The 18,958-nt window shown below is 66.7% G+C and carries 4 protein-coding genes; all 4 read right to left on the bottom strand.

Going from position 1 to position 18,958, the window contains the following annotated elements:
- Positions 1–34: 34 nt before the first annotated feature.
- Positions 35–352 carry a hypothetical protein gene (locus tag ACUJB0_RS20100; RefSeq protein ID WP_444846763.1) on the bottom strand — a complete coding sequence of 106 codons (318 nt, stop codon included), beginning with the start codon at positions 350–352 and terminating at the stop codon, positions 35–37.
- The gene (locus ACUJB0_RS20095) at positions 349–16,380 is read right to left on the bottom strand and encodes a hemagglutinin repeat-containing protein (protein WP_444846762.1); all 16,032 of its coding nucleotides are present in this window, start codon (positions 16,378–16,380) and stop codon (positions 349–351) included. The genes ACUJB0_RS20100 and ACUJB0_RS20095 overlap by 4 nt, the downstream gene beginning before the upstream one ends.
- 42 nt (positions 16,381–16,422) lie before the next feature.
- Complete coding sequence (locus ACUJB0_RS20090; RefSeq protein WP_444846761.1) at positions 16,423–18,120, bottom strand: ShlB/FhaC/HecB family hemolysin secretion/activation protein; 1,698 nt, start codon at positions 18,118–18,120, stop codon at positions 16,423–16,425.
- A 102-nt stretch (positions 18,121–18,222) separates the two neighbouring features.
- Positions 18,223–18,951 (bottom strand): ABC transporter ATP-binding protein, encoded by a 729-nt coding sequence (locus tag ACUJB0_RS20085; protein WP_117010312.1) that lies wholly within the window; start codon positions 18,949–18,951, stop codon positions 18,223–18,225.
- Positions 18,952–18,958: the final 7 nt, after the last annotated feature.

The raw sequence follows: 18,958 nt of genomic DNA, 5'->3' as shown, positions 1-18,958 counted from the left end.
ATACCCCCGCACTGGGGCTGATGACACATTCACTTCAGTAGGAAAATTGGATGTTCGCCTTTCCTGTCGCATCTACGTTCAGCACAAAACTCTTCCAATCGCCGCCAGTGTGTACCTTCATCAATTCGTGCAATTCATGCACAAAATTAGAAGCTTCATCCTCAGGGTCATCAAGCAACTCACTTACCGACTTACCCTCTCGAAGAAACTCATATTTTGAATCTACAGACCATCCATTTTCGTAGGATTCATATTTAAACTCACAACTCATACCATCATATGGGCCACGTGCAGAGTCATGCATTATCTGCACGAGCCGATTCAAAATCTTTGTCTGTTTTTCTATGCTCATTGTCCAGCCTCATTTTTGAATGATTTACGTTTTTTCACACCATCCACTGTGTAATCAATGATTAATGAATCCGGTCTGGCCGAAGCAGGATCACCTCTCGAGAAGCGAACCGACACTGGCCCTACTTTATCACCATTACCCAACGCACCTTTAATTTCATTCTCCCAACGCTTATAAGCGGAGTTATTGAAATTACTATCCTGAGGGAAAAGATTAAAACGATCACACGTTCCATCAAATTGACAACCCTGTATATGGCCACCAACATCCGTATCTAAGCCCTCTTTTCCAACAGCAGTCTGACGGGAATCACGAACATTTTTATTCAACGTAGGGGTAAAAGTAATTTCTTCTACATATCCACTCGCATTCGTCGTAAATTCGGTGCCATTGCTCAGCTTAACATGAGTATTAGGCGGTGGTTCATTCAGGGTTTTGTATTCAGATGTTCCCTTGGCAACTTTTGCAATATCTACTTCTACCGTAGCCAATTTCGGGCCACTGTTTGCCCCGACAGTCAAATCTGTCGTTGGTGTTACTTCTTTCGCGTCTACGCTTACTACCCTTTTTGGCACCGTCGGGTCTGTAAATTTCAATCGTCCGGCTACGCGCCCTGCTAAAAATTCTGCCAAAATAGGTATCGAATTAATTAGCAGATCTTTCCCAACCTTGCTAAAACGCATCTTCTCACGTGCATTGTAAACCGCCAACTCCTCTGCCGTAGGATTATCCGGTCTCAGATTATCCCCCATGAGGTTCCAATAGTAGTCGCGATAGGTCTTATCATTTCGATACTCGCTATAAACCGCTCCTTTCTGGAAGTCACCGGGCTTGGCTACAAACAAGGTCTGCTGTTTACCGCTGTCATCAACAAAACTTCCCTTGCCATATTGGACGATGAATTGCTTGGCAGCAAAGAAGGCCGTGCTTTCTTCGGATGCCGCTGAGCCAATTTGCCTGGATGCCAAAGTTTGGTAACTCATGTCGACATCCGCCTCGCCCGCCATTGTCAACCACTGCGTCGCCTGCAATTCTGAGACGGGGCGTTCCAGTTTTTCGGATAGGGTCTTGGCAAAAGCCTTTGCATTCGCGGTGATCCAAGATATTTCTTTCGGATGGAGCTGCCGATTATTGGTATCCGTACCCAATGCGCTGGCGGCGCCCGCAGTGCCGCCAACCGCAGCCCCAAGGCTAAGCGACGCCGCCTCCGCCACGCCCTGCGCCAGCATCTTCGCGGTCTCGGGGCTCATGCCCTGATCGACCAACGCGGCCACTGCCTTGACCTGCAATTCATCCAGCCGATTCGCCTGTCCGGCAACCACGCCCGCACCGACGGCGCCGCCCAGTCCACCGGACAAAGCGCCACCGATTGTATGGAGCGCAACGCGGTAACTGCCACCCTCCGCCCATTTGGCGATCTCTTCCTGACTAGCCCCTTGTTCTTCCAGCTTCTTTATCTGTTTGTCCGCGAAGTCTGCTATCGCCTTCGGCGCCTGCTTGCTGAACTCCTGCGTGATGGCGATCTGGGTGTCGACGTCCTTCTGCAATTGCTGGGCATCCCAGCCCTTGGTCAAGACGCCGGCTTTGGCCGCAGCCGATTCCGTCGTCACATCGTTGTCCAGGCCGGCCACGGCCGTCGCGGCGTCCTTGCCGGTCGCCAGTTGTTTGGCCTGGTCGGTGATCGCAATCAGGCCGCCGCTGATGCCGCTTGCGGTCGTGCTGCCCTGGTCGCCACTGGCCGAGCCGAAGCCGGCGCTCGCGCCGGGTTTGCCATCGGCGGCTGCAGCTTTCTTCTGTTCGTCGGTCCACTTGTCGGTCTTCTCTTTGGGCGGGCTCTGATCGCCCATCTTCCCGCTGATCGAGCCGGACAAGGCAAAGCCGCCCGCGTCGTAGTGGTCCTTGTTCTGCAGGTCGCTCGACGTCAGGCTGCCGGTCATCAGCACATTGCTGCCCTGGTCGATGGCGTTCTGACTGCTGCTCAACAGGCCGCCCTTCAGGTCGGTGTTGCCATTCACCGCCACCTGGAAGCCGCCGTCGCCGGCCTTGATGCCGCTTTGCTCCAGCACCGACAGGAAGTCGCCGTCCACGTGCGACTTGCCGATGCTGCCGCCCACCGTGCTGGCGCCGTAGCAGAACGGCGGGATACACAGGCTGGCGTTCAGGCCGGCGCTGCTTTGCTTGCTGTTGTACTTGCTGCTGTCCTGCAGGCTCTCGATGTTCAGGTTGCCGCCGATGTCGGCCACCACCGTCGGCGCCGCGATCACGCCGCCCTTGAGCGTGGTGTCGCCGCCGCTGTGCACGTTGACCTGGTTGCCGGCCGTGACGTGGCTGTTGGTGTAGCCGACGTCGTCGCCGTCGGCCTTGCCGCGCGCCTGGCTGACGGCCAGGTCGATCGTGAAGCCGTTCGACGTGCCGCCGATGCCGAAGCCGATGCCGATGCTGCTGCTACTGGAGCTGTTGGTGCTGTGCTGGCTGGCCGTGTTGCGCGCCGCCAGCAGGTTCACCTGGTTGTCCGCCGACAGGCTGACGTCCTGGCCGGCCTTGATGTCGCTGCCGATCGCCGTCAGGTTGCTGTCCTTGCCGGCGCCGGTCGCGTGGATGGTCACGTCGCCGCCGGCCGTGATGGTGGAGCCCACCGCCGTCTCGCTGGTGTGCACCACCGTGCTGTCGTTCTTCTGGTTGCCCAGGCTGATGCTGACCTTGATGCCGGTCTTCGTGACGGTGTCGTAGGCCTTGTACGCATCGACCAGGCTGCCCGCCGTGTTCAACGCCGCCAGTGCCTGCATGCGGCTGTCGCTGGTGTTCTTGGCCGCGCTGACCATGCTGTTCGCGCTCTTCAACGCATCCACCAACGGCACGCTGACGCTGCCGCCGATGGCGGTCTTGCTGTAGGTGCTGTGGTCGCTGCTGTTGGCGCTGTTCATGGCCGCGTTGATCAGCACGTCCTTGGCGCTGATGTCGATGTCGCCCTGGGGCGCCTTCACCTCGCTGGCGGTCTGCGTGTAGTGCTCGCCCGCCTTCAGGCTGACGTCCCCGCCCAGGCTGGCGATCTGGCTGCCCACCTGCGTCACGCTGGCGTTGGTGCCGTCGGTGGCGCTCTTGACCGTGCCGACCGCCGGCTGGAACGTCGTGCCGATCGAGCCCGACTTCTTGCTGCTGGTCGACGACGCGCCCGTGCTGCTGTTCTCGGCGCTGACGATGCTCAGGTTGCGTCCTGCGTCGATGGCGATGTCCTTGTCGGCCACCACCGTGCTGCCGCTGATGACCGTGTCGCGCCCGCTGCTGGCGCTGACGCTGCCGCCGCTGAGCACGCTGCCCACCTGCGTCACCGTATCGCTGTTGCGGGCCTTGGCCTCGTCGCTCTTGCTGTAGCCGAGCGCGCCGGAGGCAACGTTGAAGGAGAAGCCGCTGCGCTGGTGCTCCTCGCTATGCTTTTCACTGTCGGTCTGCTGCGCGCTGGACACCAGCAGGTCACGGCCGGCGGTCAGGGTCAACGCCCCGGTCGCGCTCAGATCGCTGCCACGGATGACAATGTCCTTGCCCGACTGTACCGTGACCGCGTCGCCGCTGACGCCGCTGCCCACCACCTTGCTGACGTTGCTGTAATCGGCCGAGGTGTTGCTGCTCTTCTTGAACGTGCTGCTCGATTCATCATGGTGCGCCAGGTCGGTCAGGTGGGTTTCCTGCACCTGCGTGATGCTGACGTCGCCGCTGGCCGTCAGCTGCACCTTGCCGCCGCCGGCCAGGTTGCTGCCGGCCAGCGCCAGGTTGCCCAGGCCGCTGTCGCCGGCCTTGACGGCCAGGTTGCCGCCGGCCGTCACCGACGCGCCGACCACGGTCTGGTCCTGATGGATCTCCTTGTCGTACAGCTTGCTGCCCGGATCGTTCTGCTTGCTGATGTTGACCTCGTTGACGACGGCCGCCAACGTCACGTCGCGTCCCGCCAGCAGCGTGCCGCTGCCGGTCGCGCCGATGGCCACCTGCGTGCCGCTCAGCTTGATGTCCTGGCCGGCCACCAGTTTCAGGTCGCCGCTGGTGGCGACTTGGCCGGTCTTGCAGGTGGCGCTGCTGTCTTTTTCCGTGTAGCCCGCCACCTGCGAGGCGTAGGTGCTGCCGGTCTGCAGCGCGTTGAAGCTGGCGTCGCGGCCCGCGCCGATGGCGACGCTGGCACCGGCGATGCTGCCACCGGTGTCGGTCACGTCGCGCCCGGCCTTGATCGTCAGCGCGCCGCCGGCCGCGATGCCGGCCTGGTTGGACAGCGTGGTGTAGCTGCCGCTGGTGTTGACGCTGGCGTATTCCTGCTTGACCGTCAGCGACTGGTTGATCACGTCGCGCCCGGCCTGCAGGTCCATGGCGCCGCCCTTGACGGTGCCGCCCTGGTTGACGATGTCCTGTCCGGCCACCAGCACCGTGCGGCCGTTGGCGCCGTCGATCAGGCCGCCACGGTTGACGATGTTGTCGGTGGTGCGGATGTCGACGCCGTCGCCGGTCACCAGCGCGCCGCTGGCCTTGACCGCGCCGGCGCCCGCGTGCGCCAGGTAGACCTTGGGCACCAGCACGTTTTCCACCGTGCCGTCCGGCAGGCTGACGGTTTCCGTTTCCATCCAGACGATGTCGCTGGTCAGGTGGCTGAACTGGTCGGCGCTCAATGCGATGCCGGGCCGCAGGCCGTATTGCTGCGCCACGCTGATGCCGCTGGTCAGCAACTCCTTGTAGCGGCTGTCGTCGCTCTGGCCGCCCGACGGCGCGCGGCCGGTCAGTTCGATCAGCTGGTCGCGCACCAGGCGCTGTTCATAGAAGCCGTCGCCGAGGCGCTTGTGCGTCACGGCCGGATCGGTGTCGAGCGCTTTCAGCAGATAGTCGCTGCTGACCCAGTCGCCGTGGTTGGCGAACTGCGGACGGGTTTCGAACACATAGCTGCTGTCGGCGTTCGGGTTCAGCAGCGACAGGCCGTTCGGCGCCACCTTGACCACCGCGCCGCTGTTGGCGGTGTTCTGCGCCAGGCTGGCGCCGTGGCCGGTGCTGACGTCGCCCAGCGCCTTGCCGCTGGCGCCGCTGCCTTGGGCCGCACCGCTGGTCGCGGCCGTGCGGGTCTTGCCGCTGGCGTTGACGTTGTCGCGTTCGCGTGTAGCGTTGTGGATGCCGCTGCCGTAGTCATCCAGGCGGGTGCGCGCCTGGTTGCCGATGCCGCTGCCGGCCGCCTGCCCGGCCTCCGCCGCCTGGTTGGATAGCCCGCTGTCGCCGGCCTGTCCGCCCAGCGCCGCGTTGTTGGCGGCGCCGCTGCCGCCGGCCTGGTTGGCCTGCGCGGCCTGGTTGGCGATACCGCTGCCGCCGGCCGCGTGGGCGCCGCTGGCGTTGTTGCCGATGCCGCTGCCGTCGGCCGCGCCGGCCACGCTGGCGTTGTTGCCGATGCCGCTGCCGCCGACGTGTCCGCCGGCGCTGCCGCCGCTGGCGCCGTTGCCGGTGGCGTGGCTGGCGGCGCTGGCGCTGTTGTTGCCGGTCGCCAGCACGGTGACGCTGTCGCGGATATTGCCGACCGTGCCGGCCGTGATGTCGACGTTGCTGAAGCTGCGTCCGGTGATCGAGACGCCCTTGCCGCCGGAAATCACACCGGCGGCGGAGCCGATGATTTCGCTCTGCGACGGCATGGTGTAGGCTGTGACATCGCCGTCGTAGGTCTTCCAGGTGCCGTCGAAGGTATGGTTGCGGTACAGCGTCGCGCCCTGGTTGCTGATGGCCGCGCCGCCGTCGATGTTGAGCGCCCCGGTGGCCATGATCTGACCGTACTGGTTGGTCAGTGCCTGGCCAACGGTCAGGTGCATATTGCCGCCGGAAAGGATCTGCGCCACGGCGCCGGAGCCCGGGGCGATCTGGTCTTCCTCGGCCGTGTGGTGCGCCAGCCGGGATTGTTCCAGCTTGCCGGCCTCGGACACCAGCGAGCGTACCGTCGACCGGTTGATGATGGTGGTCGGGTCATCGTAGCCGGGTTGGGTGACGAAACGCACGCAGTTGGACGCGCAGCTGCCGTACAGGTTCGAATACGCCGGTGGATCGCTGGTCCACTTGGAGACGTGTTCCAGATAGAAGCCATCGGGCGTGCCGGTCGGTCCGCCCTGGTCCGGGTTGGCTTGGTCGTTCTGGCTGAACTTGTAATACAGCACCCGCGTGCCGTCAGTCATCGTGATGCGCTGGCGTGCCCCCTGCGCGTTGTAGGCGCCGGTGGAGGCCCAGAAGAACGCTGAATCGTTGGCGTGCGTGCGGATCACCGCGCGGCCATAGGAGTTGCCGTCCGGCGCGAACAGGATTTGATTTTCCAGGATGTCGTCGGGGTTGACGTAGTAGAGCTCGTGCGGATAGTAGTTCGCCGCATTGGTATCGTAGTTGTCGTGGTTGTCGCCGTTGTGGTCCCAGCTCGGCAGATACATCTGCTTGGTCTCGTCGACGGTCTGCACCTTGACCAGCGTGACGTTCTCGCGGATGTTGTTGACGCTGGCCGCGTTGAGCGACAGGTCGCCGGCCGCCTCGATGGTCGACGACATGTTGTTGACCAGCCCGGTCGAGCCGCCGCCCGGCCCGCCGCCGATGGCCAGGCTGCCGCCGCTGTAGATGCTGGCGCCGCCGGTGTTGTTGAGCGTGCCCGCCACGCCCAGCGTCATCGCGCCGGTCGAGCCGAGCAAGGTGCTGGCGCCGGTGTTGTTCAGGTTTTGCGCCACCAACGTCAGGTCACCGCCGACGATGGCGTTGCTGTTGTCGAGCGTGCCGCCGCTCTTCAGGTCCACCGTCGCCGTGCCGTTGATCTGGCCGGCGTTGCTCAGGTTGCCCGCCGCGTTGACCGCCACGCCCTGCCCCTGCATCACGGCGCCGGCGTTGTTGCTGACGTTGTTGCCGCTCAGCGTGAGCTTGCCGGCCGCCTCGAACGTCGCGGTGTTGACGATATTGCCCGTCACCGTCAGGCTCAGGTCGCGGTTCGAATGGAACTGCTGGGTGCCGCTGCCCTGGGTGTAGTCGCCGTCCATGCTCAGCGCCAGGTCGCGGCCGCCCTGCAGCTCGCCGCTGCCCTGCATGACGTGCGTGGTCACGTTCAGGTCGCGGCCGGTGGTGATGTGGCCGCCTTCGTTGCTCAGTTGCTGGGTCGTCAGGCTCAGGTCGCCGCTGGAACCGGCGCCGGTGCTCAGGCGGCCGCCGTTGTTGTTGATCTGGTTGGCGACGATCTGCGCGTTGCCGCCCGAGACGATCAGGCCGCTGTTGTTCAGGTTGGCCCCGGCTTGGTTGAAGGTCAGCGTGCCGGTGCTGTTGATGGTGCCCTGGTTGTCCAGCAACTGCGTCAGGCGCAGGGTCATGTCCTTGCCGGAGGCGACCATGCCGGTGGCGCCGTTCTGCAGCGTGGTGGCGTTGAGCAGCAGGTTGCCGCCGCCGGCGATCACGCCGGCGTTGCTCACGCCGCCCAGGCTGGTGATGCTGGTGTCGCCGCTGCCGGCGTTGACGATGCGGCCGCTGCCGTTGTCGATGGACAGCGCCTTCAGCGTCAGCGCCGAGGTGGCGCCGGCCGCCTCGATGGCGCCGTCGTTGTTGGTCAGCGCGCCGCCGGCGTTGACCTGCATGTCCTTGCCGGACTGGATGGTGCCCTGCACGTTGTCCAGCGCGCCGGTGATGGCCAGCACGGCCTTGCCGTCGGACAGGATCTGTCCCTTTTCGTTGCTCAGGCTGGCGGCGGTCAGCGCCAGGCCGGCGCCGCTGCCCTTGGCGGTGGCGATCTGGCCGTTATTGTTGTTGACGGCCTTGGCGACGATGGTCATCGCGCCGCCCGCGACCAGTTGGCCGTCATTGTTCAGGTTGGCGCCGGCCTGCTGGAAGGTCAGCGTGCCGGTGCTGGTGATGGCCGCGTGGTTGTCCACTTGCTGGTTCACCGCCAGCAGCAGGTTGCCGGCCGAGCCGATGGCGCCGCCGGTGTTGTTCTTCAGCGTCTGCGCGGTCAGGTTCAGGTTGCCGTTGGCGGCGATCAGACCACTGTTGACGAGGTCGGTCGCTATCAGCAGCGTCGTGTCGCCGTTGCCGACGTTGACGATGCGCCCACCGCTGCTGTCGAGCGTGGCGGCCGTCAGTTCCAGCGTGCTGGCGCCGCCGTCGGCCTCGATCGTGCCGGCTGCGTTGCCCAGCGCGCCGGTGGCGTCCAGCTTCAGGTTTTTGCCGGCCTGCAGTGTGCCGGCGTTGTTGTCCAGGCCGGAGGCGCTGCTCAGCGTGGCATCGCCGCTGGCCAGGATCTTGCCGCCGTGGTTGCTGATGCTCTGGCTGGTGACGCTGATGTCGGCGCCGGAAGCGCTGGTGGTGGCGATCTGGCCGCCGTCATTGCTGAAGCTGGCCACGTTGAAGGTGGCCGTGCCGCCCGAGATCATCTGTCCGCTGTTGCTAAAGCTGGCGCCGGCTTGCACGAAGTCCAGCGTGCCGGCGCTGCTGACCGCGCCCTGGTTCTGCATCTGTCCGGTGACTTCCAGGTCCAGGTTGCCGCCGGCGGCCAGCGTGCCGCCCGCCTTGTTTTGCGCGCTCTGGGCGGCCAGCAGAAGGTTGCCGTTCCCGGCGATCATGCCGCTGCTGACCAGCGTGCTCTGGCTGACGATCCGCGTATCACCGCTGCCGACGTTGACGATGCGGCCCGAGGTGTTGTCGATGGACTGGCCCTGCACCGTCATCGTGCCGCTGGCGGACAGCGCCTCGATCACGCCGCCGGCGTTGCCCAGCGCGCCGCCGACGGTCAATTGCATGTCGCGGCCGGCCTGCAGCGTGCCGCCGGCGTTGTTCAGCGCGCCAAACACGTTGACGCCGGCATTGCCGCTGGCCAGCACGCTGCCGCCACGGTTGCTCATGCTTTGGCTGCTCAGGTCGATGTTGGCGCCCGAGTTGCTCAGCGTGGCGATCTGGCCGCCGTCGTTGTTCAGGCTGCCCGCCGCCATGCTGATCGCGCCGGCGGCCGTGATCGTGCCGCTGTTGTTCACCTGCGCCGTCGTCTGCGTGGAGGTCAGGGCGCCGCCGCTGCGGATGGCGCCGTGGTTGTCCAGCAGTTGCGACAGCGACAGCGTCATCTGCCCGCCCGACGAGATCGCGCCGGTGTTTTGCAGGGATTGCGCGCCCAGGTCCAGTGTGCCGTTGCCGGCGATGGTGCCGCTGCTGCTGATGCCGCCCTGCGCGCTCACGCTGGTCGCCGCCGAGCCGACATTGACGATGCGGCCGCTGCCGTTGGCGATGTCGCCGGCCTGCACCCGCATGGCGCTGCCCGCCGCCAATGCCTCGATCACGCCGGCGTTGTTGCTCAGGGTGCCGCCGGCGCTCAGGCGCAGGTCCTGGCCGGCCTGCAATGTGCCGCCGGCGTTGTCCAGCGCACCGCCGACGTCGAGCACCGCGTCGCCGCTGGCTTGCACGCGGCCGCCGTGGTTGCTCAGACTCTGGCTGGTGATGGCGATGCCGGAACCGGAATTCGGCAGCGTCGCGATCAGGCCGCCGTCGTTGTTCAGGCTGCCCGCCGCGATGCTGGCCTGGCCGGCCGATGCGATCTGCCCGCTGTTGTTGACCACCGCCGTCGTCTGGCTGAAGGTCAGGCTGCCGCCGCTGTTGATGACGCCCTGGTTGTCCAGTTGCTGCGCCACGCCCAAGCCCATGCGCTGGCCGGACGAGACCGTGCCGCCGGCCTGGTTGCGCAAGCTGCCGGCAGCCAGGTCGAGGCTGCCGTTGCCCGCGATCAGGCCGCTGTTGGTGACGAGGCCGGTGGCGCTGACCGTGGCCGCGCCCGTGCCGACGTTGACCATCCGGCCGGCGCTGTTGTCGATCGCGCTAGCCTGCACCGACAGGGTGCTGGCGGCGGTCACCGCCTCGATCGTCCCGCCGGCGTTGTTGAGTGCGCCGCCCGCCGTCAATTGCAGGTCGAGCTGCGCCTGGATCGTGCCATGCGCGTTGTTGGCCGCGCCCGCGACCGCCAGGGTCGCGCTGCCGCTGGCGATCACGCTGCCGGCCTGGTTGCTCAGGCTCTGGCTGTCGATGGCGATGCTGGCGCCGCTGTCCTTCAACGTGGCGATCTGGCCGCCGTCGTTGTTCAGCACGCCCGCCGCGACGTGCACCTGGCCGGCCGCGACCATCTGGCCACTGTTGTTGACCACGCCGGTGGTCTTGCTGAACTCCAGCGTGCCGCCGCTGCTGATCACGCCCTGGTTGTCCAGCTGCCGCGTGACCGCCAGGTCCATCGCCGCGCCGGACGACACGGTTCCGCCTGCCTGATTCCGCAGGCTGTCGGCCGCCAGGTCGAGCGTGCCGTTGCCGGCGATCAGGCCGCTGTTGGTGATGAGGCCGGTGGCGCTGACCGTGGCCGCGCCCGTGCCCACGTTGACCATCCGGCCGGCACTGTTGTCGATCGCACCCGCCTGCACCGACAGGGTGCTGGCGGCGGTCACCGCCTCGATCGTCCCGCCGGCGTTGTTGAGCGCGCCTCCAGCCGTCAATTGCAGGTCGCGCTGCGCCTGGATCGTGCCGTGCGCGTTGTTCGCCGCGCCCGCGACCGCCAGGGTCGCGCTGCCGCTGGCGACCACGCTGCCGCCCTGGTTGCTCAGGCTCTGGCTCTCGATGGCGATGCTGGCGCCGCTGTCCTTCAGCGTGGCGATCTGGCCGCCATCATTGTTCAAGGCGCCCGCCGCGACGTGCACCTGGCCGGCCGCGACCATCTGGCCACTGTTGTTGACCACGCCGGTGGTCTTGCTGAACTCCAGCGTGCCGCCGCTGCTGATCGTGCCCTGGTTGCCCAGCTGCTGCGTGACCGCCAGGTCCATCGCCGCGCCGGAGGACACGGTTCCGCCCGCCTCATTCAGCAGGCTGCCCGCAGCCAGGTCGAGCGTGCCGTTGCCCGCGATCAGGCCGCTGTTGACGATGGCGTCCTGCGCCGCCACCGACGCCGCCGCGTTGCCGACGTTGACGATGCGCCCCGCGCTGTTGTCGATGGAACCGGCTTGCACGCGCAAGGCGCTGCCGGCGCTGATCGCCTCGATCACGCCGCTGTTGTTGTTCAGGGCGGCGCCGGCCGCGAACTGCAAGTCCTGCCGGGCCTGGACGGTGCCGTGCGCATTGTCCACCGCGTAAGCCACGCCGACCGCCACGTTGCGGTCGGACTGGATCACGCCGGCACGGTTGCTCAGGCTCTGGGCGTTGAGCGCGATGTCGGCGCCGGAACCGCGCACGGTCGCCAGCTGGCCGCCGTCGTTGTTGAAGGCGCCCGCGCTGATGCTGGCCGCGCCGCCGCTGACGATGGTGCCACCGTTGCGCACCGCCGCCGTGACCTGTGTGAAGTCGAGCTTGCCGCCGCTGCTGATGGCGCCCTGGTTGTCCAGTTGCCGGCTCACGCCCAGCGCCAGGTCATTGCCGGCCGAGATGGTCCCGGCCGCGCTGTTCTGCAAGGTCGCGGCGGTGACGGACAGGCCGCCGTTGCCCGCGATCAGGCCGCCGTTCACCAGCGCGCCTTGCGCGCCGACGCTGCTGGCGCCGGTGCCGACGTTGACGATGCGCCCGCCGGTGTTGTCGATGGAGCCGGCCAGCACGTTCAAGGCGCTGGTGGCGCCGGTGGCCTCGATCACGCCCTTGGTGTTGTTCAACGCCGCGCCGACGTTGGCCTGCATGTCCTTGCCCGACTGGATCACACCTTGCGCGTTGTTCAGCGCGCCGGTGACCGTCAGCGCGGCGTTGCGGTCGCCCACGATGGTGCCGCCCTGGTTGCTGGCGCTGTTGGCGACGATGCTCACGTCCGTCTGCGATTGCTTGACGGTCGAGATCTGTCCCTTGTCGTTGTTCAAATCGCCAGCCTGGAGATTGATGCCGCCGCCGGAAACAATCTTGCCGTCGTTCTTGACCACGCCGGTGGCCAGGTCAAACCGCAACAGGCCGTAGCTGCTGACCAGTCCGTGGTTGTCCAGCAGGTCGCGCACCGACAGGCCGAGGCCGGCGCCGGCCGTGATGCTGGCGGCGTCCGTATTGAGGACCGACGCCGCGCCCAGGTCGAGCTTGCCGTTCGCGGCGATGCGCCCGCCGTTCCAGACATAGCTCGCGCTGCTCACGCCCACGTTGCCCGCGCCGACGATGTTGCCCGCCGTGTTGTCGATGCCGTTGGTCTGCACCGTCAGCCCGCCGCCAACGCCCAACGCCTCGATCGTCCCGCCGCTGTTGTCCAGTGCGCCGCTAGCGCTCAGCAACAGACCCAGGCCACCCTGGATCCCGCCGCTCCGGTTGTCCACGGTGCCGGCCACGTTGAGATTGGCGTTGCCGGCCGCGAGGATGCGGCCCAGATAGTTGCGCAGCTGCTGGCTCTCGATCGCGAGATCGGCGCCGCCGGCCTGCGTGGTCGAGATCTGGCCGCCGTCGTTGACCAGCAAGCCCGCCTTGATCAGCATCGCGCCGTCGGCCATGATGATGCCGCTATTACCCACTGCGGACGTGGTTTTGCTGAAGTCCAGCGCGGCGGCGCTGCGGATGATGCCGTCGTTCTGCAACAGCTGCTCCACAGCCAGCGTCATCTGCTTGCCGGACGTGAGGGCGCCGGCGGCGTTGTTGTGCAGCGTATCGCTGGTCACATCGACGGCGCCGTTGCCGGCGATCAGGCCGCTGTTCTGGATGTCGCCAACCGCCGCGATGGCGGTGTCGCCAGTGCCCACGTTGGTGATGCGGCCGCCTGCGTTGACGATGGCGCCCGTGTTCACCTGCATGGCGCTGGCGGCGCCGATGGCTTCGATCGTGCCGGAGGTGTTGTCCAGCGTGCCCTTGGCGACTATGCCCAGGTCGCGGCCGGCCTGCACCAGGCCGCCGGCGTTGTTGAGCGCGCCATCGACGCGCAGATCGACCGCGCCGCTGGCGGCGATGCTGCCGCCATGGTTGTCCAGCGTCGTCCCTTGCAGGGTGATGCCGCCTCCGCCGGCGGTGGTGGCGATCTGACCGGCGTTGACGAAGTTGCGCGCCTGAACGCCGATGTCGCCCACCGCATAGACCTGGCCGGTGTTGCGCATGTCGGCGCTGGCGTTGCCCAGGTCCATGGCGCCGCCGCTGCTGATCAGGCTTGAATTGTCGAGTTGATCCGTCACCGCCAGCTTAAACGCGCCTACGCTCGACAGCGTGCCGCTGTTGGTGACGGTCGCCGCCGCCATCGCCATGCTGCCGTTGCCGGCGATCAGGCCGTCGCTGACGATGGCGCCCTTGGCCGCCACATTGCTGTCGCCGCTGCCGGCGTTGACGATGCGTCCGCCCAGGTTCTGGATCGCCCCGGTGTCGAGGCTGAGTTTGCTCTTGGCGTTGACCGCTTCGATCACGCCGTCCTGGTTGAGCAAGGTCTGCGCCGCGTTGACGCTGGCGTCGTTTCCGGCGTGGATCAGGCCCTTGCTGTTGTCCAGACCGCCCTGCGCGGCGCTGACGCCGACGTCACGGTCGGCCAGCAGGCTGCCGCCGCGGTTGCTGATGTCGGCCGCGCTGAGCGACAGGCTGGCGCCGGAGGCGGCTGCGGTGCCGATCTGCCCGCCATCGTTGCCGGCGTGTTGAATTGCGATGTGGATGTCGCCGCCGGCCGCCATCTGGCCGGAGTTGCTCAGGGTGGCGCGGCTTTCGTCGAAGCTGAGCACGCCCCCGCTGGTGATGCCGCCCAGGTTGTCCAGCTGCTGGCGCACGGCCAAAGCCATGGCGCCGGCGGACTGGATGCTGCCGCCGGCCTGGTTCTGCAGCGTCAGCGCGCTCACGGTCAGCGCGCCGTTGGCGCCGATGGCTCCGGTGTTCAGCAGCCCGCCAGCCGCGCCGACACTGCTGGCGCCGCTGCCGGCGTTGGTGATGCGCCCCTTGCTGTTGTCGATCTCGCCGGCCTGCACCTGCATGGCGCCGCCGGCGCCGATTGCTTCGACCACGCCGGATTGATTGTCCAGCTTGCCGCTGGCCTTGAGCGCGAGGCCGGTGACGGCCTGGATCTGGCCGCCGTGGTTGTCCACCGCGCCGGCAGAGGTGATGGACGCGCGTCCGCCGGCGACCAGCTTGCCGTCGCGGTTGACGATGGCGGCGCTGTCGAGCGCCAGGTCGGCGCCGGCCGACAGCAGGCCGTTGCCGTTGTCCAGCCCTTGCGCCTGGACGTCGACGCTGGCGCCCGCCACCAGCTTGCCGTCGTGGTTGTCGAAGCTGGTGCCGTGGATGCTGGCGCCGTGCTGCACATTGATCTGCGCGCCGTGGTTGTTGAACGCGCCACCGTTGACCGCCAGCGACGACAGGTTCATCTGGCCGCCGGTGTTGTCCACCGCCGTGGCCGTCAACGCGATGCCGCCGCCGGACAGGATCTGGCCGCCGTCGTTGTTCAACGCCCCGGCTGCGTGCACGAAGCCGGGCACGATCGGTGCCGGCGGCGTGGCGCCGTTGTTGGCGCCGTTGCCGGAGCCGCTGGTGCTGCCGCCATTTTCGCCACCGTTACCTGAGCCGTTGCCGGTGCCCGCGCCGGTCCCGCTACCAGAGCCGGAGTTGGAGCCGCTGCCGTTGTTGTCGCCGCTGCCCGTGCCGGCGTTGCCAGCTCCGCCATCCGCGCCGTTGCCCGCGTTCGCACCGCTGCCATCCGCGCCAGTCGAAGGCGCCGCCCCCACCTGTCCGCCGTTGGCGTTGTGCAGGCCGGCCACCGTCACATCCAGCGCGACCGCCGCTGTCTGCAACAACTTGCCAGACTGGTTGTTGATGCCGCCGCCACTGCTCAGCGCAAGGCTCTGCGCCTGGATCACGCCGTGACTGTTGTCGAGCTCGCCCGCCAATGCCAACGTGGCGCGGCCGGTGCTGCTGATTAGATTGCTGTTGCTCAAGCTGGCGGCCGCCAACTGCAGGCCGCCCACACCGCTGATGGTACCGCTGTTCGACACCGCCGCCGGCGTGCTCATCGCAAGCGCACCGCCGGCCGAGATGCCGCCGCTGTTGACCACGCCATCCCGCGCCGTCGCCGACAAGGCCAGGCTGGCCCCCAGGCTGCCGGTGTTTTCCAGCCGTCCCTCGATGGTGACGATCAGCTCGCCCGCCGCCGCGCCCAAGGCACCGGCGTTGCGCACGCCGACGCCGGCCTCGGTGCCGATGAGCGTGATCTTGTTGGCATACATGCCGCCCAGCTGCGAGGCATCGATGCCGTAACGTGGCACGTCCCCGCCAGCCGCGACCGGCGTCGCCGTGTTGCCGGCGGCCACGCCATCAGCGGCCAGCGCGACGTCGTTGACGCCGGTCGTTACCTCCAGCTGCTGCGCCCACAGGCCCGCGTTCAGCTGCACCGAGCGCGCGATCAGCGCCGTGTAGTCGACCTGCCGCGCATCCAGGCCCGCGCCGCTGATGTTGATCATGCCGCCCCGCACCGCATAGCCACGCAGCGCGCCATCGGCCTGGTCCAGCAAGGGTTTGCCGGTGGTCAGCGTGGCGCGGCTGACGTTGATAAAGCCTGCGCCATCGACCACGATGCCGGCAGCATTGGCGATCACCATTTCCGCGCGCGAACCGGCCACCTCGATATAGCCGCGCAACTGGCTGGGGTCGTTGGAATTGACCTCGTTCAGAATCACGCGGGCGGTGCCGTGCGCCATCCAAGGGTTGGCGTCGATCCAACCACCCAACTGGCTCTGCACGGCGGTGCGCGAATTATTCAGCACCGCGCCGGTCTTGGGCACGTCGAAACGACTGTAGACATTTCGCGACACTCCGGCCACGCTCGGCGTCTGGATATTGACCTGCAACACACCGTTGGCCGCATTGAGCACGGTGGCCTGCTGGCGGCCGGACGCGTTCGGATCGGCAATGATCTGCGCCGAAGCCAGCCCGGCCAGCAAGGCCGTCCCGCCAAACGCCCCGAGCAAGGCGCGCGCCAGGCTGCGCAAGCGCGTCGCCAGGCCGCCCGCCGCCGCCGTGCCCGCCGGCCCCGCCTGCCCCGCGCCCTTGCCGTGGCTGCGGGCGGTTTCCTGTACGGCCATGCAGAGGCCACGGGCTTTGTTGAAGACGATGCGGTAGCAGAGCTTGTTCATTGCGAGTCCTTCCGCCGGCGGGGTTGGGGCCGGCTAAGAAAATTAATACTGATAATTGACGTTGAAGCCGCCGGCGTTTGGGGCGGTACGGAAATGCTCGGGCTTGCGGATTGGCCGCCCGATGAAGAGATCGATCTGGGCGCCGCCGAACTGGCCGCGCCAGCCCAGCGCGCCGCCAGCCAGGCTGGTGCCGGCCAGCGCGGCGACGTGCCCCCCCGAGACCTGGCCATAATCCAGGCCCAGATACAGCTGGGCGTGGTCGCTCACCGACCAGTTGAGGTCGTTACGCAGCAGCCAGCCGCGCTCGGCCGACAGGCTGGCCTCGCCGTCGAAACCGCGCACCGTGTAGCGGCCGCCGATGGCGAAGCGGTCCTGGGGGATCAGCGTCGAGCGGTTCCACTGCGCGCGCCAGTTGACCTGGTATTGCAGCTTGGCCGAGCGCAGCGCGAACGGCAGCGTCAGCGTGGCGTCGGCGTTGATGACGGTGGGCCGCGACGTGCCGTCGTCGAACTCTTCCTCGGGCGCCGGCAAGGTGCCGAACAGGTGCGCGCCGCGCTTGTAGAGCAGGTTGCCGTCCAGCGTGGCGTCGCCGATGAATTCCTTGTGCGACAGGCCCAGTTCGTAGCCGCCCATCTGGCGGCGCTGCACCTGCACTTCGGTGTCGTCGATGAAGTTGTTGCTGCGGCGGCGGTACAGGCGCAGCGCGCCCGTGGTCTTGCGCGCGGCGTCGCGGTACAGCACGCGGGCGGCCTTGAACTCGAGGTTGCCGCTGGTGCCACTGTAGACGTAAGTCTGGTTGGCGCCGGCGATGCCCTGGTAGTAGCGGTAGCGGCTGGCGTTGAGCGAGAACAGCCAGTACCCGGCCGGCATCGAATAGTGCAGCGCATAGTTGCGGGTGCCGTGGTCGCGCCCGTGCGCGGCCAGGTCGCGGGTGACGCTGACATAAGCCAGCTCCTGCCAGCCCAGCAGATTGTCCAGCGACACCGTGGCGCCGCCCTGGTACTTGCCGGTGGAGTCGCTGCCGCTGTCGTCGGCGGACAGGCTCAGGCGCACCGGCAGCGCCTGGCGCCACTTGATCAGCAGGTCGCTGTCGCCGGGCTGCTCGCCGGGCACGATCTCGATGTCGGCCTCGGCGGTCGGCACGCGCTTGAAGTTCTCCAGCGCCTGCTCGATGTCGCGCAGGTTGAGCAGGTCGCCGGGCCGCGCAGGCAGCGCGGTGCGCCACGAGGCCCGGTCGTTGCTGGCGCCGGCGGCCGGCTCGGCAAAACGAATGGCGCGGATGCGCCCCGGCACCAGCACCAGCTGCAGATCGCCCCCGCGCAAGTCCTGCGGCGCGGCCACCACGCGGGTGGTGACGTACCCGGCCGCGATCAGCGCGTTCTGCACCTTGCCGATCACGGCGTTGACGCCGCCGCTGCCCAGGCACCGGCCGGTGGCGTCGGCCGCCGCGTCCAGCGCCCAGGCGAACTTCGCCGTCATATCGCCCTGCAGGCCGATGTGGCGGATCGGGAAACACGGGGATTCGTTCGCCGGATAGGCGGCAGCGGCCGGAACCGGCTCGCGCGGCAGCCGCACGGCGGGCCGCTGCTCCTCGGCCTGCTCGTTCTGTGCCCGCTCCTTTTGCTGCTGACGCTGGATCTGCTGCGCCGCGATCTCTGCCTGGGACTGACCGTGCGCCGCCTGATGAACCAGGCTGTACAGCAGCACCACGCCGCACAGCCGACTGCTTACCTGTTGCATTTATTGCCTTACGGAAACTCAATAGTTGCAAATTATATCTATTGAATTTCCATGCGGCAATTAATTTATTCTAAAATATATAACTTTTATTTTGCTAGTAAGTCAATGGCCTTGCCCGCCGCCGAGGTAGGCGGCGATCACTTTCGGGTCGGTTTTGAGGCTTTCCGCCGGGCCGTGGACCGAGATCGTGCCGTTTTCCAGCACGTAGCCGTAGTCCGCCACGTTCAGCGCGGCGGCGGCGAACTGCTCCACCAGCAGCATCGTCACGCCTTCGGACTTCAGCCGCTGGATGATGCGGAACACTTCCTCGACCAAAATCGGCGCCAGGCCCATCGACGGTTCGTCGAGCAGGATCACTTCCGGGTTGAGCATGACCGCGCGCGCCATCGCCAGCATCTGCTGCTCGCCGCCGGACAGCGTGCCGGCCAGCTGGTGCTGGCGCTCCTTCAAACGCGGGAACAGCTCCAGCGACTTTTCCAGGTCGCGCTTGATGTCGCCCTTGGGCCGGGCGCGCGTGAAGCGCGGGAAGGCGCCCAGCAGCAGGTTGTCCGTGACCGTCATCGACGCGAACACGCGCCGCCCTTCCGGCGAATGCGCCAGGCCGGCGCGCGCGATCTTGTGCGAATCGGCGCCGGTGATGTCCTTACCATCCAGCGTGACCTTGCCCTCCTTCGGCTTGAGCATGCCGGAGATGGCGCGCATGGTGGTGGTCTTGCCGGCGCCGTTGGAGCCGATCAGCGTGACCAGCTTGCCCTTCGGGACCTCCAGCGAAATGCCGTGCAGGACCTCGACTTTGCCGTACGACGCGTGCAGATTGGTGATCGATAGCATGTGCTGT

This window comes from Duganella caerulea, from assembly GCF_040362985.1.
Lineage (GTDB): Bacteria > Pseudomonadota > Gammaproteobacteria > Burkholderiales > Burkholderiaceae_D > Rugamonas > Rugamonas vulcania.
Note: the sequence above shows the minus strand (reverse complement) of the source record. Positions and strands in the feature narration are given on the sequence as shown.